Source organism: Streptomyces uncialis (assembly GCF_001905345.1).
Lineage (GTDB): Bacteria > Actinomycetota > Actinomycetes > Streptomycetales > Streptomycetaceae > Streptomyces > Streptomyces uncialis.
Window position 1 is genome coordinate 441,111 of sequence record NZ_LFBV01000006.1, and the last position, 21,831, is coordinate 462,941.

The 21,831-nt window shown below is 73.2% G+C and carries 16 protein-coding genes and 2 pseudogenes; 8 read left to right on the top strand and 10 right to left on the bottom strand.

Annotation, left to right across the window (positions count from 1 at the left end; all coding sequences use genetic code 11):
* Window positions 1-132 precede the first annotated feature (132 nt).
* Complete coding sequence (locus AB852_RS24440) at window positions 133-1,527, top strand: MFS transporter (RefSeq protein ID WP_079184900.1); 1,395 nt, start codon at window positions 133-135, stop codon at window positions 1,525-1,527.
* Between the two features lie 75 nt (window positions 1,528-1,602).
* Here the strand turns inward: AB852_RS24440 and AB852_RS24445 are convergent, their stop codons facing one another.
* Complete coding sequence (locus AB852_RS24445) at window positions 1,603-2,472, bottom strand: NAD(P)-dependent oxidoreductase (RefSeq protein ID WP_073792319.1); 870 nt, start codon at window positions 2,470-2,472, stop codon at window positions 1,603-1,605.
* Between the two features lie 158 nt (window positions 2,473-2,630).
* Here AB852_RS24445 and AB852_RS24450 point away from each other — a divergent pair, with 158 nt between their 5' ends.
* Window positions 2,631-3,236, top strand: a complete 606-nt coding sequence (locus tag AB852_RS24450) for a TetR/AcrR family transcriptional regulator (RefSeq protein WP_073792320.1) — start codon at window positions 2,631-2,633, stop codon at window positions 3,234-3,236.
* An 84-nt stretch (window positions 3,237-3,320) separates the two neighbouring features.
* Here AB852_RS24450 and AB852_RS24455 read toward each other — a convergent pair whose 3' ends face one another.
* Window positions 3,321-3,698, bottom strand: coding sequence for a GntR family transcriptional regulator (locus tag AB852_RS24455; RefSeq protein WP_107499329.1), 378 nt, complete (start codon window positions 3,696-3,698; stop codon window positions 3,321-3,323).
* A 565-nt stretch (window positions 3,699-4,263) separates the two neighbouring features.
* Entirely contained in the window at window positions 4,264-5,520 is a 1,257-nt protein-coding gene (locus AB852_RS24460) for an SLC13 family permease (RefSeq protein WP_073792407.1), read from the bottom strand.
* A 137-nt stretch (window positions 5,521-5,657) separates the two neighbouring features.
* On the opposite strand from AB852_RS24460, the gene AB852_RS24465 reads away from it, so the two are divergent.
* The gene (locus tag AB852_RS24465; RefSeq protein WP_073792322.1) at window positions 5,658-6,587 is read left to right on the top strand and encodes a GNAT family N-acetyltransferase; all 930 of its coding nucleotides are present in this window, start codon (window positions 5,658-5,660) and stop codon (window positions 6,585-6,587) included.
* Window positions 6,568-7,095: a ribonuclease FAU-1 family protein gene (locus tag AB852_RS24470; protein WP_073792408.1), complete on the top strand. Its 528-nt coding sequence runs from the start codon at window positions 6,568-6,570 to the stop codon at window positions 7,093-7,095. Before AB852_RS24465 ends, AB852_RS24470 begins: the two co-directional genes overlap by 20 nt.
* On the opposite strand, the pseudogene AB852_RS24475 reads toward AB852_RS24470, so the two are convergent.
* A pseudogene (locus AB852_RS24475) lies at window positions 7,092-7,604 on the bottom strand (NUDIX hydrolase); the annotation flags it as partial. The gene AB852_RS24470 and the pseudogene AB852_RS24475 overlap by 4 nt on opposite strands.
* A gap of 186 nt (window positions 7,605-7,790) precedes the next feature.
* Here AB852_RS24475 and AB852_RS39895 point away from each other — a divergent pair.
* Window positions 7,791-7,928, top strand: a complete 138-nt coding sequence (locus tag AB852_RS39895; RefSeq protein ID WP_099280421.1) for a hypothetical protein — start codon at window positions 7,791-7,793, stop codon at window positions 7,926-7,928.
* 346 nt (window positions 7,929-8,274) lie between these two features.
* On the opposite strand, the pseudogene AB852_RS24480 reads toward AB852_RS39895, so the two are convergent.
* From AB852_RS24480 to AB852_RS24490, 3 genes and pseudogenes are all read right to left on the bottom strand, one after another.
* Window positions 8,275-9,744 (bottom strand): annotated as a pseudogene (locus AB852_RS24480) (tripartite tricarboxylate transporter permease); the annotation flags it as partial.
* 1 nt (window position 9,745) lies between these two features.
* A complete protein-coding gene (locus AB852_RS24485) occupies window positions 9,746-10,228 on the bottom strand; it encodes a tripartite tricarboxylate transporter TctB family protein (RefSeq protein ID WP_073792409.1) in 483 nt (160 codons plus the stop codon).
* A 95-nt stretch (window positions 10,229-10,323) separates the two neighbouring features.
* Entirely contained in the window at window positions 10,324-11,307 is a 984-nt protein-coding gene (locus AB852_RS24490; RefSeq protein ID WP_073792410.1) for a Bug family tripartite tricarboxylate transporter substrate binding protein, read from the bottom strand.
* A gap of 157 nt (window positions 11,308-11,464) precedes the next feature.
* Here AB852_RS24490 and AB852_RS24495 point away from each other — a divergent pair, with 157 nt between their 5' ends.
* The gene (locus AB852_RS24495; protein WP_073792323.1) at window positions 11,465-12,172 is read left to right on the top strand and encodes a response regulator; all 708 of its coding nucleotides are present in this window, start codon (window positions 11,465-11,467) and stop codon (window positions 12,170-12,172) included.
* A gap of 350 nt (window positions 12,173-12,522) precedes the next feature.
* Window positions 12,523-13,542, top strand: coding sequence for a lytic polysaccharide monooxygenase auxiliary activity family 9 protein (locus AB852_RS24500; RefSeq protein ID WP_073792324.1), 1,020 nt, complete (start codon window positions 12,523-12,525; stop codon window positions 13,540-13,542).
* 257 nt (window positions 13,543-13,799) lie between these two features.
* Here the strand turns inward: AB852_RS24500 and AB852_RS24505 are convergent, their stop codons facing one another.
* Window positions 13,800-14,882 (bottom strand): DNA polymerase Y family protein, encoded by a 1,083-nt coding sequence (locus tag AB852_RS24505; protein WP_079184884.1) that lies wholly within the window; start codon window positions 14,880-14,882, stop codon window positions 13,800-13,802.
* Window positions 14,879-18,748, bottom strand: a complete 3,870-nt coding sequence (locus AB852_RS24510; RefSeq protein WP_073792411.1) for a DNA polymerase III subunit alpha — start codon at window positions 18,746-18,748, stop codon at window positions 14,879-14,881. The genes AB852_RS24505 and AB852_RS24510 overlap by 4 nt, the downstream gene beginning before the upstream one ends.
* 239 nt (window positions 18,749-18,987) lie before the next feature.
* On the opposite strand from AB852_RS24510, the gene AB852_RS24515 reads away from it, so the two are divergent.
* Window positions 18,988-20,187: a DUF3533 domain-containing protein gene (locus tag AB852_RS24515; protein ID WP_245876893.1), complete on the top strand. Its 1,200-nt coding sequence runs from the start codon at window positions 18,988-18,990 to the stop codon at window positions 20,185-20,187.
* Between the two features lie 396 nt (window positions 20,188-20,583).
* On the opposite strand, the gene AB852_RS24520 is transcribed toward AB852_RS24515, so the two are convergent.
* Window positions 20,584-21,666 (bottom strand): S1 family peptidase, encoded by a 1,083-nt coding sequence (locus AB852_RS24520; protein ID WP_073792325.1) that lies wholly within the window; start codon window positions 21,664-21,666, stop codon window positions 20,584-20,586.
* Window positions 21,667-21,831 lie beyond the last annotated feature (165 nt).

Consider the following 21,831-nt stretch of genomic DNA (forward strand, 5'->3'; position numbering starts at 1 on the left):
CCTGCCGGATGCCGAGAGGATCACGCTGGTGACCCGTCCGCCGCCGGAACCGGAGTCCCCCGGCGCGGGGTCCTCGTGACCGCCGCCCCGGGGCGGTGGCGCTCCGGTGCCCTCGGGGGCGTCCTGGCCGCCATGGCGGTCTCGGTCGTCGGCACCCGGATATCCGCGATCGCGCTGCCCTGGTTCGTCCTCAGCACGACGGGCAGCGCGACCCGGGCGGGGCTGGTGGCCTTCGCCGAGATGACGCCGTACGTGCTGGTCAAGGCGTTCACCGGGCCACTGGTCGACCGGGCCGGGCCGCGCACCGTGTCCTGGACGACCGACCTGGTCAGCGCGGCGGCCGCGGTGGCGGTCCCGGTGCTGCACCATCTGGACGCCCTGCCCCTGTGGCTGCTGCTGGCGCTGGTCGCGGTGATCGGAGCGGCGCGGGGGCCCGGGGACCTGGCCAAGGAGGTGCTGATCCCCGAGGCGGCCGAGCGCGGCGCGGTCCCGCTGGAACGTGCCTCCGGGCTGGCCGGGGTGACCGAACGGCTCGCCTCCACCCTGGGCCCGGCGGCGGGCGGCGCGCTGATCGCCGTGACCGGGCCGATGGCCGGGCTCGCCGTGAACGCCGTGTGCTTCGCGGCCGGTTCCCTGATCATCGCGGTGACGCTGCCGCGCGGAATGGGCCGGGGAACGGCCCTCCCGGGCGAGCATCGCGGCGCGGGCTCCGGTACAGGGTCCGGTACGGGGTCGGGTGCAGGGTCCGGCGCGGGGCTCCGTACCGGGTCCGGGGCGGGGAAGGGGGTCGAGGCCGGGTACTGGCGGCGGTTCGGGGAAGGGTTCGCCTTTCTGCGTGGTGACCGGCTGCTGCTCACCCTGTCCGGCATGATCGCCGTCACCAATCTGCTGGCCAGCGGCTTCGTCACCGTGCTGCTGCCGGTCTGGGCCAAGGAGTCGGGCAACGGTCCGGCGACCATCGGACTGCTGGCCGCGACCGGCGGCGTGGCGGCGATCTGCGCGGGACTGATCGCCTCGGCCGTCGCGCACCGGATGCCGCGCAGGCCGGTCTTCTTCGTGGGTTTCCTGTGCGCCGGGGCGCCCCGCTTCGTGGTCCTCGCGTCCGGTGCCCCGATGTGGGTGGTGCTGGCCGTCTTCCTGGTCGACGGCTTCGGCAGCGGATTCCTCAACCCGATCCTCGGCGCCATCCGCTACGAGCGGGTACCCCGGCCGCTGCTGGGCCGGGTGAGCGCGCTCGTCGCCTCGCTGGCCTGGGCCGGTATCCCGCTCGGCGGGCTGATCGCGGGGGCGGCCGTCACCGCGTTCGGACTGGCTCCGGTGCTGCTCGCGGGCGGGACGGCGTACTTCCTGACGACCACGCTGACCGGACTGCGGCCGGAGTGGCGGGAGATGGACCGCTCCCGCGACCGGACCGGGAGGAACCCCGAACCGGAGGAGCCCCGGGGCGGGCCGCCCCGGGCGCGGGGCGAGGTGCCGGGGCCCGGCCCGGCGGGCACCCCTGGCACCCGGCCGGGCCCCGGCCGTTGACCTCCCGCCACCACCGCCGCCACCGCCCCGGACCGCGGTGGTCCGCCCCGCCCGCCTTCGCGGAGCGCGTCGCCGTCACGCGGCCGGCTTCCTCAGCACCTCCAGCAGGCTCGTGAAGCTGTCGGCACCGCGGCCCGCCGCCACTCCGCGCCGGAAGATGTCGTGGACCGCCGACGGCAGCGTGCTGTCCACGCCCGAGTCGCGGGCCGTGTGCACCACGTGCTCGATGCTGGCGACGCCCATGGTGAGCCGTTCGACGTCACCGGGGTGCTCGCCCCGGTCGACGCGCGCGGAGTAGAAGTCCAGGAACTGGCCGATGTCCACGGTGTCCTTGACGTACGGGACCAGTTCCTCGGCCGTGACGCCATGGGCCCCGGCCAGGGCCACCGCCTGGAGCCAGCTCAGCATCGTGGTCCAGAAGACAGTCATCTGGAGCTGGTAGAAGAGGGCCGCCCGGCCCGGGTCCTCACCGAGGTAGTCCGCGCCGGTCAGCGTCTCCAGGGTCTCCTTGTGCCGTTCGAACACCTCCCGGGGGCCGCTGTAGAAGGTCGACGTCCCCGGCTGCCCTATCCCGGACGGCGGTACGCGGACCCCGCCCGTCAGATGCGTGGCGCCGCGCTCCGCGATCCAGGCCGCCGCCTCGCGGGCCCGGTCGGGGGTGTCCGAGCTGAGATTGACGACGACCCGGCCCGCGAGCGCGTCCTGCGCGGGACCGAGGACCCCGTACGTCGCGTCGTAGTCCGTCAGGCTCAGCACGACCAGGTCGTTGGCCCGCAGCGCCGCTTCGACGCTGTCCGCGAGGACCGCGCCCCGCGCCACCAGGCCGTCCGCCTTGCCGGGGCTGCGGTTCCAGACCGTGAGGGCGTGCCCCCGGTCCAGGAACGCCGCGCCCATCGCCTGCCCCATGGGGCCGAGTCCGATAAGAGTGACCGCCTGCTTGTCCATATGTCCGGATCCCTTCACGCATACGTGGACGACTGCCGACTGCATGGAGCGCCCCGGAAGCCCCAGGACGGGCCTTGGGGCTCTAGAACGAGCGCTCTATCTAGAGAGGACCGTAGCAGAGTCTCTGTAGCGAACGTTCTATTCGATAGAATCGCGTCGTGAAGACGACGAGCACAGCCCCCGAAAGTTCCGGCGGGACGGTCGGGACGCGCGAGCGGATCGTGCGGGCCGCGTCACAGCTGATGCAGCGGCAGGGCTACGACGGCACGGGGATCAAGCAGATCTCCCTGGAGGCGTCGGCCACGCTCGGCTCGGTGTACCACTTCTTCCCCGGCGGCAAGCAGGAACTCGCCGTCGCCGCGATCCGGCACGGCGACGCGGAGTTCGGCGACGCGCTGCGGGTCTGGCTGGACAGCGAGGCCGATCCGGCGAAGGGCGTCACCGCGTGCGCGGTGGGCCTCGCGGCCGGGCTGCGGGAGTCCGGGTGGCTGGACGGCTGCCCGGTCACCTCGACCGCGCTGGGTACGGCGAGCCGGGCGCCCGACATCCAGGAGGCCGCGGCGGAGGCGTTCGCGCGCTGGCGTGAGCTGGTCGCCGTCCGGCTCCGTGACGCGGGGTTCGCCGAGGAGGTCGCCGGAGAACTGGCACACACCGTGATCAGCACGCTGGAGGGCGCGGAGCTCGCCGCGCAGGTCTCGCGCAGCGGGGTGCCGCTGGAGCTGGCCGGGCGTCACCTCGCGCAGCTCATCGACCTCCACCGGTAGCCGGGGCGGCGCCGGGCCGGACGCCGGAACAGGTCGTACGGGGTCGGGGGCCGGGTCGGTCGCGAGGCCGGTCGGCGGCCGTGCTCAGCGGCCGTATGTCGCGCGGAGCGCCTCCCGGACCGCGGTGAGGGCCTGCGACTCGGGGACACCCAGGCGCAGGGCGCGTTCCGCGTAGGTCATCGCGGCGACGGCCGTCTCCCGGGTGGCGGCGTCGCCCGCCGCGGCGACGAAGGTGCCGTTGCGGCCCCGGGTCTCGATGACCCCGTCCGCCTCCAGGGCCCGGTAGGTCTTCGCGACGGTGTTCGCGGCGAGGCCGAGGGTCTCCGCGAGGGCGCGGACGGTGGGGAGCCGGTAGCCGGTCGGCAGGGTACCCGAGCGGGCCTGATCGGCGATCTGGGCGCGGAGTTGTTCGAAGGGGGCGGTGGGGGTGTCCTGGTCGATCACGACCTTCAGGGGGTTCACGGGGTGATTGTCCCCCACGGGTCGCCTTCGCTTGCGCTTCCGAGGTTGTCGTCGCTGGGCGTGCGTCCTTCCTGTGCGGGTCGTACCCCGGTCCCTGGGGTTCCTGTGCCGGGCGTGCTTGTTCCTGTGCGGGTCGCTCGTGGGTGCGCGGTTCCTCGCGCCCCTTCGGTCGCGCCTCCTGCGGTTCCCGTTCAGGTGCGGGGTGCCCCTGGTTGCTCGCGCAGTTCCCCGCGCCCCTGGGGTTCCACACCTGGGCGTACCTGTTCCCGTGCGGGCCGCTCGTGGGTGCGCAGTTCCCCGCGCCCCTGGGGTTCCACACCTGGGCGTACTTGTTCCTGTGCGGGTCGCTCGTGGGTGCGCGGTTCCTCGCGCCCCTTCGGTCGCGCCCCTTCCGGCTCCCGTTCAGGTGCGGATTGCCCATGGTTGCTCGCGCAGTTCCCCGCGCCCCTTCGGTGCTGCCCCGAGCCGTTGTTCTTCGGGTGCGGGTCTGCCCTCGTCCATTGCGCGGGTCCCCGCGCGCCTTCGGTGCTGCCCCGGTGCGTTGTTCTTCGGGTGTGGGCTGGGGTCAGGTTCCGATGGCGTGGAGGGAGAGCCATAGTGCTGTCACCGCTCCCGCGAGGGTGGCGGGGACGGTGAGGAGGCCTAGGCGGGTGAACTCCTTGAGGTCCGGGTCGCTGTCGTGTTCGCGCGCGATCCGGCGCCACAGCAAGGTGGCCAGCGAACCGGCGTAGGTGAGGTTGGGCCCGATGTTCACGCCGATCAGTACCGCGAGCACGGCACCGGCGCCGAGCGGGGCGCTCAGCGGCAGCAGCACCAGGACCGCGGGCAGGTTGTTGATGAGGTTCGCCAGTACGGCGGCCAGCGCGGCGATCGCGAGGAGGGCGGGCAGCGTGCCGCCGTCGGGCACCAGATGACCGAGCGCTTCGCCGAGGCCGTTGTCCACCACCGCGCGGACCACGATGCCGAGGGCCAGGACGAACGCCAGGAAGGGGAGGTCCGCGGCCCGGACCAGCGCGACGGGGGTGGTGCGGCGCCGGGCCAGGGCGCGGACCGCGAGGACCACCGCGCCGGCCAGGGCGGCCCAGGCCGGTCCGATCCCGAACGCGGAGGTGATGACGAAGCCGGCCAGCGTGCAGGCGACCACCACCAGCGCGAAGACCGGTACCGGGGGCGCCGCGACAGCGGGCGGCGCGGACGCGCCGGCGTCCAGGTCGGCGGCGAAGAAACGCCGGAACACCGCGTACTCGATACCGATGGCCACCAGCCACGGGAGGGTCATCAGCGCGGCGAAACGGGTGAAGCTGAGTCCGCTGGCGGCGAAGGCCAGCAGATTGGTCAGGTTGGAGACCGGCAGCAGCAGCGACGCGGAGTTCGCCAGATGGGCGCAGGCGTACACATGCGGCCGGGAGCGGGCGCCCAGCCGCGCGGCGGTGGCGAACACCACCGGGGTGAGCAGCACCACCGTGGCGTCCAGGCTGAGTACCGCGGTGATCAGCGACGCGGCGGCGAACACCTGTGCCAGCAGTCGGCGCGGGCGGCCCGTCGAGGTACGGGCCATCCACGCACCGCAGGCGTGGAACAGCCCTTCCTCGTCGCACAGCCGGGCGAGCACCAGCACCGCGGCCAGGAATCCCATCACCGGTCCGAGCTGCTCCGCCTCCGCGCGGGCGTGGTCGAGGGAGATCGCCCCGGTGGCGATCACGACGACGGCGGCCGGCACCGCCACGACGGCCTCCGGCCAGCCCCGTGGCCGCATCACGGCACAGGCCAGCACAGCCAGCAGCAGAACGACGGACAGGGCTTCCGCCGATGACGCGTTCAGGATGGGGACCCCCGGAAGGAGAGCAGGCGGAACCGACCCTCCATCGAACCAGACCACCCCCGCCCCACCCGCACGGCCACAGGTACGGCCGCGAAATTGGGAGGCGGGGCGGGGCGCGGGGTCCTAGCGTTCGGGGCATGAGTGTCGTCATCCGTGAGCTCCTCCCCACCTCCCCGGCGGACGCCGAGGGTTTCGCCCGGGTCCGCCGCGCGGCCGTCCCGTTCATGCTGGCCACCGCCGAGTCCGTCCTCTTCGACGTGTCCCACATCCACCCGGACGCCCACTACCGTCCGCTGCTCGCCGAGCTGGACGGCGAGATCATCGGCACCGTGCAGTCGGGCGTCGCGTACGACAGCCCGCTTCCCGGGCAGGGGTTCCTGAACGTCTACGTCCACCCGGAGCACCGCCGCCGGGGCGCGGGCTCCCTTCTCGCGCGGACGGCCGAGGCGCATCTGGCCGAGCGGGGGGTGCGGACGGTGTACTCCTGGGTCCTGGACGAGCCGGAGAACCGCGCGTTCGCGGAGCGCAGGGACTACCGCCCGAGCCGCACCGCGCACTTCCTGCGGCTGGACCTCGCGGAGGGCACGCTGCCGCCCCTGGCCCCCGTACCGGAGGGGGTGGAGCTGCGGACGGCGGCCGACTTCGCGGACGACCCGCGTCCGATGTTCGAGCTGGACGCGGAGTGCGTCCTGGACGAGCCGGGGGACATCCCGGCGGAGTTCGACGACTACGAGCAGTGGCTCGAAGACACCTGGCGTCACCCGTTGCTGGACCGGTCGCTGACGACGGTCGCCGTCGCCGGCGGCCGGCCGGTCGCGTTCACCGCGGCCCGTACCGACGGGGGTTCCCGGTACGCGACGGCGATGACGGGCACCGCGCGCTCCCACCGGGGCCAGGGGCTGGCCAAGCTCGTGAAGAACGACTCCCTGCACCGGGCCCGGGAAGCGGGTATCACGGAGGCGTTCACGGGCAACGACACCGGCAACGCCCCGATGCTCGCGGTCAACACATGGTTCGGGTACGCGATCGGCGCGACGGAGGTGCGGTATGTCCGTGAACTCGGCTGAGCAGGAGGCCGTCCGCACCGTGGACGTGGTGCTGGTCAAGGGCGGCCGTACGAAGATCCGTTACCCCGCGGTGGTGCTGGACGACGACGGGGACCGGGTGAGCGTACGGGCGCCGTGGGCCGGGGACGGCGTACGGGACTTCGGGTTCGTCCGCTTCGAGCCGGGCGATGTGTTCACGGAGCACTACTGGCGCACCCGCTGGTACGCGGTGAAGGAGGTGTGGACGTCGGAGGGGCGGTTGAAGGGCTGGTACTGCGATGTGACGCGGCCCGCGCTCGTGCCGTCCGGGGAGATCGTGGTGACGGACCTGGAGCTGGATCTGTGGGTGTCCGCCGACCGGTCGGCGGTCCTGCGGCTGGACGAGGACGAGTTCGCGGCGAGCGGGCTGGACCGGACCGATCCGGTCGCGGCGGACCATGCCGTCCGCGCGCTGGACGAGCTGGAGCGGCTCGCCCGCGCGCCGCACGACCCCGCGGCCGTCCATGCCCCCTGGTGGCCCGCCGGTTAGGGCGTGGCGTGGGGGACGGTGGCCGGCAGATGCTCGGCGCGGTCACGGGCCGGGTCGTACGCGATGGGGTCGTCGTCGTGGTGCCAGTGGAGCACGAAGCGTTCGCCCGCGCGGTAGGCGTCGAGCCCGGCGCGGCAGTAGCCGACGAGGTCGGCGGGCAGGGCGTCGAGGGGGAACCAGCCCAGCTCGGAGCATTTGCCGGGCTCGGCGTTGACGGGTTCGCCGCCGGCGCCGTGCTCCGCCTCGAAGAACCAGCCGGTCCGGGGCACGCCGCCGGGGCCGCGGTGCTGCATGACCAGGGCGACTCTCAGGTCCCCGGGGGCGAGCCGCAGACCGGTCTCCTCGCGGGCCTCGCGGATCATGGCGGCGCGGACGTCCTCCCCGGCCTCGACATGGCCGGAGGGTGCGTGGAGCAGTCCGTCGCCGTATCCGGTGTTCGCCCGGCGGGCCAGCAGGACGTCCGGACCGCGGCGGACGATCAGATGGACGTCGACGATCTCGGAGTGCCGCGGGCGGTGGTAGGAGGGGTCGGCGGGCGGTCGCGGGGCGGCGCCGGAAGGGGGCGCGGGGTCGTTGTGCTTCACACCGACGAGGGTGACATCCACCACTGACAACGGGACGTGGATGAGTCACTGTCCCCCAACGGGTCTAGCTCCGTGTGATCGCGGGAAAAGGTAGTCCTCAAGGAGGCAGTCATGCGCCGAGTGACCGTGCAGAAGACGCCGAGCAGGACGAGCACCCGCCGCGTGCGGCGGGAGGAGACCGAGGAACTGCCCCGGGAGCGTCCGGAGGTCCGCAAGGACATCCAGCGCACCTGGTGGCCCGAGGGGTGAGCGCGAGGGGCCGGGAAACGCCGTGCGCCCCATGACACGAGGTGCCGCCGGGCACCTCGTGTCATGGGGCGTTTCGGTCATGGGGCGTTTCGGACGGGCCGTTCGTGGCGGATGTCCTGGCGCGCGGGGAGCTGTCTCCCGTTCATGACCGCGGGCCGGGTCCCTTCCCGTCCGGGTCGTTCTCGGGGCCGTCCCCGGGGCCGTGCGGGGTGTCGTCCGGCTCCGACGGGGTGTCCGACGAGTCGTCGGACGGGGTCCGCGTGGCGTCGCCGCGTGAGGCGTCCGGGTCCGGGGCGCCGACCGAGGTCTTCACCCGGGCCGGAGCCGGTGCCGCCGCCGGCTTGCGGATCAGCTTCGCGGCCAGCGGCCAGAAGAGGATCAGCAGGATGATGACGTACACCGTCACGGAGAACGGCGTGTTGACCAGGCCGGAGGCGCTGCCGTCGCTGATCTGGAGGGCGCGGCGCAGCTGCTGCTCGGCGTTCGGGCCGAGGATGACACCGATGACCGCCGGGAGCACCGGCAGGCCGTAGCGGCGCATTCCGAATCCGATGAGGCCGATGATCAGCAGGATCACCAGGTCGAGGGACTCGCCGCCGACCGCGTAGGCGCCCACCGCGGCGAAGAAGAGGATTCCCGCGTAGAGGTAGGGCCGGGGGATGCGCAGCAGCTTGGCCCACAGCGGCGCCAGCGGCAGGTTCAGGGCGAGCAGCAGGACCATGCCGACGAAGAGGGAGGCGATGAGGCCCCACACCAGGTCGGGCTCGCGCTCGAAGAGCATGGGTCCGGGCTGGATGCCGTACTGCTGGAAGGCGGCGAGCATCACGGCGGCGACCGCGGTGGTGGGCAGGCCGAGGGTGAGCATGGAGACGAGGGTTCCGGCGGCGGACGCGGAGGCCGCGGACTCCGGTCCGGCGACGCCCTCGATGGCGCCCTTGCCCCACTGCTTCTTGTCCTTGGAGAGCCGCTTCTCGGTGACGTACGAGAGGAAGGTCGGGATCTCGGCGCCGCCCGCGGGGATCGCCCCGAACGGGAAACCGATGACGGGACCGCGGAGCCAGGGCTTCCAGCTGCGCTTGACGTCGTCGCGGCCGAGCCAGGGAAGGCCGACCGGGATGGGCTCGGGGTTGCCCCGGCGCAGATGGGCGGCGACCCACAGGGCCTCGCCGATCGCGAAGAGACCGACCGCGACGATCACCACGTCGACGCCGTCCGCGAGTTGCAGGGAGCCGAAGGTGAGGCGCTGCTGTCCGGTCATCTGGTCCAGGCCGACGAGACCGATGGTGAGACCGATCAGCAGGGACGCGAGACCGCGGATGCGGGAGGAGCCGAGGACCGAGGTGACCGCGATGAACGCCAGCACCATGATCGCGAAGTAGTCGGGTGCGCCGATGTCGACGGCGAGGTCCGCGACGGTGGGGGCGAGGGCGACGAGCAGCAGGGTGCCGATCATGCCGCCCACGAAGTGGCCGATGGCGGCGGCGGCGAGGGCTTGTGCGCCTCTCCCCGCCTTCGCCATGGGATTGCCCTCCATGGCGGCCACGACGGCCGCGCTCTCCCCCGGGGTGTTCAGCAGGATCGAGGTGGTGGAACCGCCGAACATGGCGCCGTAGTAGATACCGGCGAACATGATGAACGCGCCGGTGGGGTCGAGTCCGTAGGTGACGGGCAGGAGCAGGGCGACGGCCATGGCGGGGCCGATGCCGGGCAGGACGCCGATGGCGGTGCCGAGGAGGACCCCGATGGCGGCCCAGAGCAGGTTGAGTGGGGACAGGGCCGTGCCGAACCCGTCCATCAGGGAGTTGAAGGCATCCATCTCACAGCACTCCCATCAGGGGTCCGCCGGGCAGTGGTACGCCGAGCAGACGGTCGAAGACGATGAAGGCGGCGAGCGAGATTCCAGCGGCGATGAGCGGATCACGATGGAAGTGCCGGCTGCCGAGGGCGTAGGCCGCGCCCCAGAAGAGCAGGGCGCCCGCGACGGGGAACCCGAGGGGGTCGATCAGGACAGCGGTGGCCAGGAAGACCCCGGCGAGCAGCAGGACGGTGCGCCAGTCGGCGGGTTCGCTGAGGTCGATGTCCTCGCCGCCCTCGGCCTCGCCGTGGCCGCCGCGCAGGACGTCGATGGCGAGCAGGACGGCGATCACCAGCAGCCCGATGCCGACCGCGATCGGGACGGTCTTGGGGCCGATGGGCCCGCGCTGGGAGATGTCGACGTCCATGGTGAGGGCGTCGGTGAGGACGAGTGCGCCGAGGGCGAGCAGCAGCAGGCTGACGCCGAGTTCGGAGTGCTCGCGCAGCCAGGAGCGGCGGCCCGGCTGCTGCCCGGCGGGCGCCCGGGTGGCGGCGTCGGTTCCCGCGCCCGGGTCCGGACGGCCGGGCGGTTCGGTGGTCGTCACAGTCCCAGCTCCTTCAGTACGGACACGACCCGCTTGTCCTGGGCGTCGAGGAACTCACCGAACTTGTCGCCGGTGAGGAAGGCGTCGTGCCAGCCGTTCTTCTTCAGCGACTCCTTCCATTCCTTGGAGTCGTGGAGCTCGGTGACGAGGTTCGTCAGCTTGTCGCGTTCCGCGTCGGTGAGTCCGGGCGGGGCGACGATGCCGCGCCAGTTGGTGAAGTCCATGTCGTAGCCGGCCTCGCGCAGGGTGGGCGCGTCGAGCCCGTCGACCCGCTCGGGTCCGGTGACGGCGAGCAGCCGCAGTTCACCGGACTTGATCTGGTCGAGGTACTCGCCGACGCCGGAGACGCCGAAGGCGACCTTGTTGCCGAGGATGGAGGCGAGGAGTTCGCCGCCGCCGTCGTAGGGGATGTAGTTGACGTCCTTCGGGGTGAGGCCGCCGGCCCGTGCCATCAGCATCGGCGCGAGGTGGTCGGGGCCGCCCGGGGAGGAGCCGCCGCCGACGGGCAGTTTCCCGGGGTTCTCCTTCCAGGCGTCGATGAGCTGCTTGATGTCCTTGTACGGGGAGTCCTTCGCGACGACCACCACGTCGGGCTCTTCGGTGAGCCGGGCGATCGGGGTGGTGTCGGCGAGCGTCTTCGGCGCGTCGTTGGAGTGGACGGCGCCGACGACGCCGAGCCCCATCGACATGGCGAGCTTGCCGTTGCCGTGCTCGCTGACGAGCCGGGCGAGGCCGACGGTGCCGCCCGCGCCGGGCAGGTTGAAGACCTCGATGTCGTGGGTAAGTCCGGCGTCCTCGGCGTTCTTGGCGGCCGTACGGGCCGTGATGTCGTAACCGCCGCCGGGAGTGTTGGGGACCATGAACCGCAGCCCGGGTATCTGCGTGCCGGTCTCGGCGCCACTACCCGTCGTGAGCAGCGGTGGCCCGGTGAGTACCAGGACCGCTGCCCCGAGCAGGGCGAGAGGAGTGCGCAGGCGCACGCGTGCCACCACCTGTTCGTCAAGGGGAGCCAATGGGAAGCTCACACGATATTTATGTGTGAGGTGGCCCACATGTTGCCTGGGCGTTAAGAGCCTGTCTCTCTTCCGCAACCAACGGACGTTGTGGTCCTTGTGTTCACGCGCTTAGCCTGCGGCGGTGACGAAAGTACTGGTAGTGGACGACGACTTCATGGTCGCCAAGTTGCACAGCCGGTACGTGTCCGAAATGGCTGGATTCACGGTGGTGGGAGTGGCCCACAACGGGGTAGAGGCGCTGCGCTCGGTGGAGTCGCTGCGGCCCGATCTCGTGCTGCTGGACGTGTATCTGCCGGACATGGACGGTATCGGTGTGCTGCGGGGTATCCGGTCGGCCGAGGAGATCGATCCGGGGCGGGTCCCGGTGGACGTTCTGTTCATCACGGCCGCGCGGGAGGCCGTGACGGTCCGCGCCGCGCTGCGCGCGGGGGCCCTGCACTATCTGATCAAGCCGTTCGAGCGGGGCACCCTCCAGGAGCAGCTGCGGCATGTGGCGGCGGTCCGGGCCCGGCTCGACGGTCTCGACCAGGCCCGCCAGCAGGACGTGGACGAGCTCTTCGGGAGCCGTCCACCGGGCTCGCGCGAGCTGCCCAAGGGTCTTGCCGCGCCCACGGCGGATCTGGTCGAGCGGACGTTGCGGGAGCATCCGGCCGGGCTGTCCGCGTCGGAGTGCGCGCTGGCCGGTTCGCTGTCCCGGGTCAGCGCCCGCCGGTATCTGGAGTACTTCGCGGAGACGGGCCGGGTGGAGGTGTCCCTCCGGTACGGCGGAGCGGGCCGGCCCGAGCGCCGCTACCAGTGGATCGAGCGCCCCCGCCGGGCGCGTTCCTGATCCGGGCCCCTGCCTGGGCGCTTCCGTCACCCCTCTGACCTGCGTGAACGGCTCCGGGATGGCGGGGCCTGCCCGGTACGGGGGCCCTGGCGGGCCGCGGCGGCACCGGGTCCCGGGGTGGCGGGGCGCCGGGTCCGGCGGGGCCGGGGTGTGAGGATTCGGGCGTATCGGGGCGTGAGCTGAGGGGAGTCCGATGGCTCCCTTAAGAGCGCCATAAAGATCACCTCCGGGGCGCCGGGAAGGCTGGATCGAACGTCTGGACGAGCTAGTTTTCGAGTCGCCCGGGAGCCCCGTACACCGCCCGTACGACTCCCGGGTCCCCCCGCTGAGCAAGACTGAGGAGTCCGTCCATGACCGCTCGCCGCACGGTAGCCGCGATCGCCGCACTGGGTGTCGCCCCGCTCGCCCTCACCGTCCTGACCGCCTCGCCGGCGGCGGCGCACGGGTCCATGAGCGATCCGGTCAGCCGGGTCTCGGCCTGCTTCGCCGAGGGCCCCGAGAGCCCCGACTCGGCCGCCTGCAAGGCCCTCGTCGCCACGAGCGGCACCCAGCCGCTGTACGACTGGAACGAGGTGAACATCGCCAACGCCGCGGGCGCCCACCGGGACATCATTCCCGACGGCAAGCTGTGCAGCGCCAACCGCTCGAAGTACGCGGGCCTGGACGCTCCCCGCACCGACTGGCCGTCCTCGCAGCTCAAGTCGGGTCAGCACACCTTCCAGTACCGGGTCACCGCGCCCCACAAGGGCAGCATCGAGCTGTACATCACCAAGGTGGGCTACGACCCGACCAAGGCCCTGAAGTGGTCGGACCTGGAGTCGCAGCCGTTTGCGAAGGTGACCAACCCGCGGCTGGCGAACGGCTCGTTCATCTTCGACGGCACCGTCCCGCAGCGGACCGGCCGCCACCTGGTCTACTCGGTCTACCAGCGGTCCGACTCCCCCGAGGCGTTCTACACCTGCTCGGACGTCGTGTTCGGCAACGCCGGTGGCGGCGCCGCCGCGCCCGTCGCCTCCGCGCCCAGCAACAAGCTGATCGAGAAGGAGCGCGACAACTCCACCGTGGAGCACGACGGCCACGGCGACCTCAGCTCCACGATCAAGGACGGTCCGCAGAACGCCTCGGCGACGGACGGTCCCGGCTCGGTGACGGCCGTGGAGAACGGCGGCGCCCAGGGCACCGCCGTCAAGGCGGACGCCGGCGCCAGGGCGCAGGGCGGCACCACCGAGAACCTGGCCGAGACCGGTGGCACCAGCACCACCCCGTACATCGCCGTCGGCGGTGCGGCCGTGCTGGCGCTGGGTGCCGCGGGTCTCTTCGCCTCCGCCCGCCGCCGTGCGGCGACGGGCGGCGGTCGCAGCGGTCGCTGAGGGACGACCGCGGCGCCGGGTGGCCACCTCCGGGGTTGGGATGGCTACCGGGTCGGGTGGCCGCTGAAACGAGCGGCCACCCGGAACCACCTTCCGGGGCGGCGGCGGGGCGACCCGCCCGCCCCCGGAAGGTGAATGACGACGACGACCCCGCACCACGGAGGTGGCGCACGCCGGACGCGGCGTGCGCCACCTCCGTTCGTATGTCCGGGGGTACGGGGGTCCGGGGGTCCGGGGGTACGTCCCCCGGTGGCGGGTCACGCGGCGAGGGTGCCCGGCAGAACCGCGTGCGGGCCGAACCGGGCCCGGGCCCGGTCCGCGGCCTCCTCCAGCCGGCGGGCCTTCTCGTCCACCGGGTCGAAGGTGAGCTGACGGGACGCCCGCTCCCGCGGGATCAGCCCCTCGGCCCGCAGTGTCATCCCCCGGACCCTGGCCCGCTGGAGGCCCAGCGCCCCGTACATCCGGTACACGGCGTCGGTGAGCGCGGCGGAGTGCGCGGTCGGTTCCGCGAGCGTGCGGGTGCGCGCGGTCCCGGGCCTCCGTACCGGGTCCAGCGGGCCCGCCCGGTCCGGCCGCCGCGCGTACCGGAGGGTGAGGGTCAGCGAGCGGCACACCAGCTGCTCGGCGCGCAGCCGGGCACCGAGCTCCCCGGCGAGGGAGAGCAGGGCCCGCCGGTGCCGGAAGGGGTCGAGTTCGTCGCGGTCGAAGGAGCGGTCGGCGGCGATCGACCGGGCCACGGCGTCCGGGACGACCCGCGTGCGGTCAATCCCCCGGGCGCGTTCGCGCAGTTCGCGCCCGGCGCGTGCGCCGACGAGCCGTTGCAGGGTGGACAGCGGGGCGGCGGCGACCCGGTCGACGGTGTCCAGGCCGTAGGAGCGCAGGGTGCGGACGGCCGCCGCGCCCGCGCCGGGCAGCTCGCCGACCGGCCGTCCGGCCAGGAACCCGCGTACGGCGTCCGGTTCCCCGGGGACCGTGAGGGTGGCCCCCGGACCGGCGGCGCGGGCGGCCATCCGCGCGAGCATCGGGCCGGGTCCGGCGCCGATCGCGCACTCCACCCCGTACAGGGCCAGCGCCCGGACCCGGATCAGCGCGGCGAGCCCGGCGGCGTCCCGTCCGAAGTACCGTTCGGCGCCCCGCAGGTCCACGTACGCGGCGTCGGGCGGGACCGCCTGGACGACGGGACTGACCGTGCCGAGCAGCGCGAGCAGCGGCGGCAGCGCGGTCCCCGGACCACCCGCGCCCGCACCCGGCCCCATGCCCGTGCCCGGCCTCGTGCCCGTGCCCGTGGTGTCCGGCTCGGGGAGCCGGAAGCGTATGTACAGGACATTCGTGCCGGTCATCCCGCGCTCCCCTGGCTCTGGTGCCACAGCTTCCGGACGGGGCCGCGCGGTGCCTTCGACGGGTCCTCGCCCGCCGGGCGCAGATCGGCCCAGGCGTGCATCTCGTACCCGGTGGACATCCGTATACGACGGTCGCCCGTCCCGTCCCCGGCACCCTCCGTACCGGGTCCCTCCGCGCCAGGGCCCTCGGTACCGGTTCCGGACACGGCGGTCGCGGTCGTGGCGGTCGCGACCGGGGTGCCCGGCCGTCCCGGGCCCCGGCCGTCGGGGTCCACGGCCAGCCGGCGGGCCACCGCGTCGAGGCCGCCCGCGTCCCGTACCTCCGTCAGCTCCGCGAGGTTCCAGGCGGCCGAGCCGACCACGCTGAGGCTGCGCGGGCCCCGGCGCTGGACCGTGCCCCGGACCAGGAGCAGCCAGGAGTGGAAGACGGTGTGCGCGCAACGCTCGTGGGAGTCGTCGAAGAAGGCCAGGTCCACCAGGCCCGTACCGTCGTCCAGGGTGGTGAAGACGACCCGCTTGCCGGAGCGGATCGGCGGGGTCTGGGTGGCCACCTTGGCGCCCGCGACCAGCACCGTCTCACCGTGCCGCGCGGTGCGCAGCCGACGCGCGGAACGCACGCCCAGCTCGTCCAGGAAGGCCCGGTGATCGTCCATCAGATGCCGGGAGGCGTCCATGGAGAGCACACCCAGCTCGGCGCTGAGGCGTTCCGTGTCGTCCAGGTCGGGCAGTCCCGCCGGAGCCGTCCGCCGCCCGCCCGCGAGCGGGAGCTGCGCCCCGTACGAGCCCCGGGCGCCCCGGTGCAGCTCGGCGAGATGGAGCTGGAGGTCCCGCCGGTTGGCGCCGAACGCGTCGAGCGCGCCGACCTGGGCGAGCCGCCGGGCCAGTGGCGCGCCGGGCCGGGCGCGTTCCCAGAAGTCGAGGAGCGAGGCGTACGGCTGTCCGTCCGCGATCCGCGCGGCCTCGGCCCCGCTGATGCCGTGCACATCGCCGAGCGCGAGCCGCAGCCCCCAGCGCTCCGGCCCGCCGTCGCGGTCCGCACCCCCACCCGAACCGGACACCAGTTCGATACGGTGGGCGACCGCCGACCTGTTGACGTCCAGCGGGAGTACGGGCACCCCGCGCCGCCGGGCGTCCGCGAGCAGCAGCCGTTTCGGGTACATCCCGGGGTCATGGGTGAGCAGCCCGGCGTAGAAGGCGGCCGGGTGATGGGCCTTCAGCCAGGCCGACTGATAGGTCGGGACGGCGAAGGAGACCGCGTGCGCCTTGCAGAAGCCGTACGACCCGAACGCCTCGACGATCTCCCAGGTGCGGGTGATCACCTCGGTGCTGTAGCCGCGTTCCGCCGCGCGCTGCGCGAACCAGAAGCGGATACGGCCCTGCGACTCCGGGTCCGACAGACCCCGGCGCGCCCGGTCGGCCTCGCCGCGTCCGCAGCCGGTCATGATGTCCACGATGTCGATGATCTGCTCATGGAAGACGACGACACCGTAGGTCTCCTTCAGCGGCCCCTCCAGATCGGGGTGCGGATAGCGGACGGGCGCGCGGCCGTGCCTGGCCTCGATGAAGGGCCGGACCATGTCGGCGGCGACCGGGCCGGGCCGGAACAGCGAGATGTCGACCACGAGATCGTGGAAGGTCGCGGGCTGGAGCCGCCCCACGAGATCGCGCTGGCCCGGCGACTCGATCTGGAAGCAGCCGAGCGTCTCGGTGCTGCGGATCAGCTCATAGGTCGCCGGGTCACCGGGCCGCACCTGCCCGGGGTCGTCCAGATCGACCTGGACGCCGCTCGCCCGCTCGATCTCCCCGACGGCGTGCGCCATCGCCGACTGCATCCGCACCCCGAGCACATCGAGTTTGAGCAGCCCCATGTCCTCCACGTCGTCCTTGTCGAACTGGGACATGGGGAAGCCCTCGCCGCTGGTCGGCACCACCGGGGTCCGGGCGAGCAGGGAGGCGTCCGAGAGCAGCACCCCGCACGGGTGCATGGCGATCCCGCGCGGCAGCGCGTCCAGCCCCTCGACCAGGTCCCAGAACCTGCCGTACTTCCCCGGTCCGCCGTTCTGTCCACCGTTCTGTCCACCGGCCTGCCCGCCGGTCGGCCCCGGCCGTTCGTGGCGCTCGTACCGCTCGCGCTGCTCCCGGGCGAGTTCCCGCAGCTCCGGCAGTTCGTCCAACGCGGCGCGGGCGTCCCGGGCCCGGATGTGCGGGAAGGACTTCGCGATCCGGTCGATGTCGGCGGGGTCCATGGACAGCGCGGCGCCCACGTCACGGACGGCGTGCCGGACCCGGTACGTCTCGGGCATCGCGACGGTGGCGACCCGTTCGGTGCCGAAGCGGCCGATGATCGCGCGGTAGACGTCGAGACGGCGGGCGGACTCCACATCGATGTCGATGTCCGGGAGGACGAACCGCCGCTTGGAGAGGAACCGTTCCATCAGGAGGTTCTGCTCGACGGGGTCGGCGTGCGCGATGCCCAGCAGATGGTTGACGAGCGAGCCCGCGCCGGAACCCCGCGCGGCGACCCGTATCCCCAGGGCGCGCACATCGTCGACGACCCGGGCGACGGTCAGGAAGTACGAGGCGAAACCGTGGTGGGCGATGATGTCCAGCTCGTGGTGCACCCGCTCCCAGTAGGCACGCGCGCCCGGCCCCCGGTCGTAACCGCGCAGGACCATGCCCGCCGCGGCCCGGGAGGCGAGCACCCGCTGCGCGGTACGGCGTCCGGCGCCGACGATCCCCGGTTCGGGGAAGTGAACCGACCGCATCCCGAGGTCGTCCCCGGGGTCCACCCGGCACTCGGCGGCGGTCGCCCGGGTCTGTTCCAGCAGCCGGTACGCGGTGTCGCGGCGGAACCCCGCGGCCTCCACGACGCGCTCGGCGGCGGCCAGCATGGCGCCCTCGTCCTTGAGCCAGCGCTCACCGCTGTCCGGCCCGCCCAGCGCGCCGACGGGCACCAGCCGGCGGGACGCGTCCAGGACGTCCGCGAGGGGGCCCATGCCCGGGTCCGCGTACCGGACGGCGTTGCTGAGCACCGGACGCACCCGCTGCTCGGCCGCGAGACCGACGGTCCGGGCGGCCAGCCGCAGCGAGCCGGGTCCGGTGCCCTCGCGGCCGTGCCAGACGGCCTCCAGCCGGAGGGCGTCGCCGTACAGCTCCCGCCAGGACGTGAGCAGCCGGGCGGCACGGTCGGGACGTCCGGCGGAGAGGGCGCGGCCCACGTCGGAGGCGGGTCCGAGCAGTACGGTCACCCCGTCGGCGGGGAGCGCGGCGCGGTCGAGGAGCGGACCGCCGCCCCCGGTGGCGTGCGCGGCGGTGACCAGCCGGCACAGCTCCGCCCAGCCGGTGGCGCCGTCGCGGGCGAGGAAGGTGACACGGGACGCGGACTCGTCGACGAAGGCACCCCCGTGGACCGGGGTCCGGCGGGCGGGGTCGGAGGTATGGGGGGCGTGGGAGGTGCGGGGGGACGCGTCGCGGGTGGCCCGCGCGGTCCGCGCGCCTGGGGGGTACGCGGTGCTCGGTGGTGCGGTGCGGTCGCCGGGTGACGCGGCGCGGGCGCCGGCGGGCGCGGTGCGGCCGGACGGTGTCGTGCGGTCGCCGCGCGGTGCGGACCTGGGGCCGGCCGTCGCCCGGCGCGGGGATTCCGCTTCCTGTTCCGCTACCGCGAGCTCCGTGCCGAACAGCGGACGTATCCCGGCCTTCTCGCACGCCTTGGCGAACCGGACGCTGCCCGCCAGGGTGTCCCGGTCGGTGAGGGCGAGGGCGTCCATGCCCCGCTCAGCGGCGCGTTCGGCGAGCCGCTCCGGGTGGGAGGCGCCGTAACGCTGGGAGAAGCCGGAGGCGGTGTGCAGATGCGTGAACCCTGGCACACGCACCTCCTGAAAGTTCCTGTTCCTGTTCCGTTTCCGCTCCGGCAACGACCCCCGTCTTCCACCATAGACCACTTTTCGAACGCACGTACGATATCGATCAGGGGGTGGGCCGAGGCCCGCGAGAGGCCCGTACGGGACCGCTCCGCAGCGGTACGGGGGAGCCGCGGCGGTACGGGGCTGCGCCATTCGGCCGTGCCCCGACTGCGGGAGGGGCGGCCCGGCCGGACGGTGAGGGCATGCGCTTCGTCGACGAACTGAAGAGTGCGGTGACCCCGCGAGCGGCTCTGCTGGTGATCGGGGTGGTCGCCCTGCAACTGCTCTTCATCGCCTCCTACGTGGGGGCCCTGCACCACCCGAAGCCGACGGACGTCGCCTTCGGGGTGGCCGCGCCCGCCGGGGCGGCCGAGCGGACCATGGCGCGGCTCGACGCGCTGCCCGGCGATCCGCTGGACACCCGTACGGTGCGGGACGCCGGGCAGGCCCGCGCGCAGATCATGGAGCGGGAGATCGACGGCGCCCTGGTGGTCGATCCGGCGGGGCGGACGGACACCCTGCTGGTGGCGTCGGGCGGTGGCGCCGCGCTGTCCGCGTCGCTGGTCAAGCTGGTCACGGAGGCCCTGGCGCCGCAGGACCGGGAGGTCCGGACGGAGGACGTGGCGCCCGCGTCACCGGAGGACTTCGAAGGACTGTCGTCCTTCTATCTGGTCGTCGGCTGGTGCGTCGGCGGCTATCTGTGCGCGTCGATCCTGGCGATCAGCGCGGGCGCGCGCCCCGCGAACGCGCAGCGCGCGGTGATCCGGCTGGGCGCCCTCGCCCTCGCCTCGCTCGCCGGGGGGATCGGCGGGGCGGTGATCATCGGGCCGATCCTCGGGGCGCTGCCCGGCAGTGTGTTCGCGCTGTGGGGACTGGGCGCGCTGGTGACCTTCGCGGTCGGCGCCGCGACCCTCGCCCTCCAGGGCCTCACCGGCATCGTGGGTATCGGGCTCGCGATCCTGATCGTGGTGATCGCGGGCAACCCCAGCGCGGGCGGCGCGTTCCCGTCGCCGATGCTGCCCCCGTTCTGGAAGGCCATCGGCCCCGCCCTGCCACCGGGCGCCGGTACCTGGGTGGCCCGCTCGATCGCCTACTTCCACGGCAACGCGGTCACCGGCCCCCTGCTCGTACTGTCCGCGTGGGCGGTGGCGGGCTCGGGCCTGACGATGCTGACGGCGGTGCGGCGGAAGCCGGGGGCGGCGGGGGCTACGCCGGGGGCGGGTTCCCCGGATTCGGGTGGGGGTACGGGCGCGGGCACCCCGGATTCGGGGGCGGGTGGGGGCGGCGGTACGGGTGGGGGTGCCGGTACGGGTACGGGCGGTACGGGCGATACGGGCGGTACGGGTACGGGTGGCGGTGGGGCGGGTGCCGGTGGAACAGGTCGGCCCGGGTCGGGAACCTGAGGGCGGTGGGCGGTGTACCAGAAGTGACGCGGTGCGGAAGGGCCGTCCGGGTCACGAGGGAGGGGGCACCTCATGGGTCGGTCGAGGGCGGGGCGAAGCGGCCGGGGAGCGGTCACGGACATCGGTGGCCGGAGGGTCCAGGGGGCGCCTGGGGCGGCTGGGCGAAGGCCGGGTCGGACGGCAGGGCGGACCGGAGGGGCCGAGCGGGCCGGACGGGCCCTCGGACGGGCCGGACAGATGCTCGGCGGGCGGGCCGGACGGACCCTCGGGCAGGCGGGGCGAATGCTCGGGCGGACCGGACGAATGCTCGTGCGGGCAGCCGGAAGGGGCCCGGTGGCGGACCTCGCACGCAGGCTCTCGGACAGCCTCGCGCACCGCTTCACCAGGCCCCCTGGTTCAGCCGATCTGCGCCCCGAGCACCTGGAGCGCCTCGGTCACAGGCTGGAAGAAGGTCGTCCCCCCGGCGGAGCAGTTGCCGCTGCCCCCGGAGGTCAGCCCGATCGCGGTGTCACCGGAGAAGAGCGACCCTCCGCTGTCCCCCGGCTCGGCGCACACATCGGTCTGGACGAGCCCGTTGACGACATCTCCGTTGCCGTAGTTCACGGTGGCGTCCAGCCCGGTGACCGCCCCTTCGTGCACCTGTGTGGTGGAGCCGCTGCGCACCACCCGCATACCGACGGTCGCGTCGCCCGCGCGGGCGATCGGCTGGGTGGCGCCGTTGTAGAGGTTGACCTCACTGGGATGCGCGACACCGGACTCGTAGCGCACAAGCCCGTAGTCGTCACCCGGGAAGCTGGATTCGGCGGTCTGCCCGATCCGCTGTCCGGAGCTGTCCGACCAGGTGGTCGTGCCGTTGGTGCAGTGCCCGGCCGTCAGGAAGAAGGGCTGTCCGTCGCGGACGACGTTGAAGCCCAGCGAGCACCGCCCTCCGCCGGAGGTAATCGTGTCACCACCGGCGGCGAAGGGCTTGAACTCCCCCGCGCTCCGCTGGAGTTCGACGGCGCCGCCGAGCCCTTCGAGGACACGGTTCAGCTTGTTCAGCTCAGCCCCGCGGACCGTGCGGTCCGCGGTGACGACGACCTTGTTGGTGGTCGGGTCGACGGCCCAGGAGGTCCCGGGGATGCTCGCCCTGTCGGTGAGTGTGGTGCGCGCGCTCCTCAGTTCGGCGAGCGAGTTCTCCACGAGTCTGGCCTTGGCCCGCGCGGCCTCGACCGTCCTGACCGACGCCTTGTCGACCACATTGACGACGAGTTGCCTGGTCCCGCTGTCGTAGTACGAGCCCGCCGCGTCGGCGCCGAGATCCTGGGACAGGGCCTTGGAGAGCTTTCCGGCCGTCACGGCCGAGAGTGTCTTCGGGATGTCGAGGGGTCGTTCCGTACTCGCGTTCGCACTCTGGAAAGTAGCTGCTCCGGCCACGAGTGCGAGAACACCCGCGCCGGCGAGGGCGGCCCGCCGCTTGGGTATACGTCGGTGCGTCAACTCACGTCCTCCTGTGGGGGGTCGGTCCCGGAGTGCGTGGGGCCTCCGGCACCGAAGGGCATAAGGGCAGGAATCCGGCGAACAAGAACTAGCCGCGTCCATGCCAACTGGCGGAGCCCACTATTCCGATACCGCCCGGTAGCACACAAGGTCGCCTTCAGGACG